Origin of the sequence: Bradyrhizobium forestalis, assembly GCF_002795245.1 — a bacterium.
Classification (GTDB): Bacteria; Pseudomonadota; Alphaproteobacteria; order Rhizobiales; family Xanthobacteraceae; genus Bradyrhizobium; species Bradyrhizobium forestalis.
Genome location: NZ_PGVG01000114.1, coordinates 1 through 1,369, shown reverse-complemented (window position 1 = coordinate 1,369; position 1,369 = coordinate 1). Strand labels below are relative to the sequence as shown.

At 65.3% G+C, this 1,369-nt stretch carries 1 protein-coding gene; it reads right to left on the bottom strand.

Going from position 1 to position 1,369, the window contains the following annotated elements; genetic code table 11:
• Positions 1-217: 217 nt before the first annotated feature.
• The coding region (locus CVM73_RS38705; protein ID WP_245452558.1) for an IS110 family RNA-guided transposase at positions 218-1,369 on the bottom strand (1,152 nt) is incomplete at its 5' end.

Sequence of the window (1,369 nt, the reverse complement as noted above, 5' to 3'; positions counted from 1 at the left end):
GCGCATCAGCCATCCGCAAGGCGACGGGGGCAATAGTGCATCGCTCCCCGGGGAGCAACTGTGCTGAAGTAGACCGCCGATCGGCCGGCCTCAAGGCTGGCGCTGGACGCGCCACCGCCTTTGGCGGCTGACGGCCTTGACCCCGTCCGCTCGCCGGTCTGTCGGCTTGGCATGCGCTCGGTCGAGGACCGAGCGCGGTAGGGCGCGCTCGATCAGCTCACCGCAACGCGTAGCGGCTCGGATCCCATTTCTCGCCGCGGGCGATCATCGTATTGAGGATGACGATCAGCTTGCGCATGCAGGCAATGAGCGCAACTTTCGGCTCCTTGCCCTTGGCAATCAGCCGTTGATAGAACGCCTTGAGCACCGGGTTGTTCTGGGTGGCCGCGCCGAGACAGGGCATGTAGAGGGCGTTGCGTACCCAGCGGCGGCCGCCCTTGATGTGGCGCTCGCCACGTCGCTTGCCACTGTCGTCATCATAAGGCGCAGCGCCCAACAACGCGGCGGCGATCTCCTCGCGGACCGTCCCGAGCTCCGGGAGCCCCGCAATGAGGACCGCAGAGGCCGTTTCGGCGAGGCCCGGCACGCTCTCGATGATCTCGGCGCGCGCGGCAAATGCCGGTGTGGCCTTGACCGTGACAACGATTGCATCCTCGAGCTTGGCAATCTCAGCATCCAGGCCCTTCAAGACGCGGGCGTGGGCTTTCTGCACCGCTCCCGGCACGGCGTGCTCGTTCTGGCTCTGCAAGCGGGTCTTCAGATCGATCACGGCTTTGCGTGCTTTGACCAGTGCCGCCAGCTCCTCGCGCGCCGCATCGTGGATTTGGCTCGGCGCATCTTCAAACGTCTCAGCGAACCAGGCGATCGTGTCCGCGTCGATCGTATCGTTCTTGGCGAGCCGCCCCGCCGATCGGGCGAAGTTACGCACTCGCCGTGGATCGACGATCCGCACCGCGAAGCAGGCTTCGCGCAGCGCCTTGGCCCAGTCCCGCTCGTAGCCGCCGGACGCCTCCATCACCGCCCTGTCGACCTTGTGCTTGCGCAGCCAGGCGACCAGCTTGCGCCGCCCCTTCGCACCGCTCGGGAACGCTTGCCGTTGCGACAGCGAGCGAATGCATGCATCCACCTTGTCCTTGGCCACATCAATCCCGACGACAACGCGACTGTTTTGTGCCATCATCCACTCCCTTCCTTGCTCGGTTCGGGCTCGAAGCCCATGCAACTGTTCGGGTTGAGGAAGACACGCCGAATCCGTCCCACGCTCCCCGACAGGCTCTAGGCCTTTGAGCACGAACGGGCTCGGATCCAGCGACGGGCGGTTGGTCAGAACCGCCCGTTCGCACATCCTGGCAGATTTTGCGGACACAAG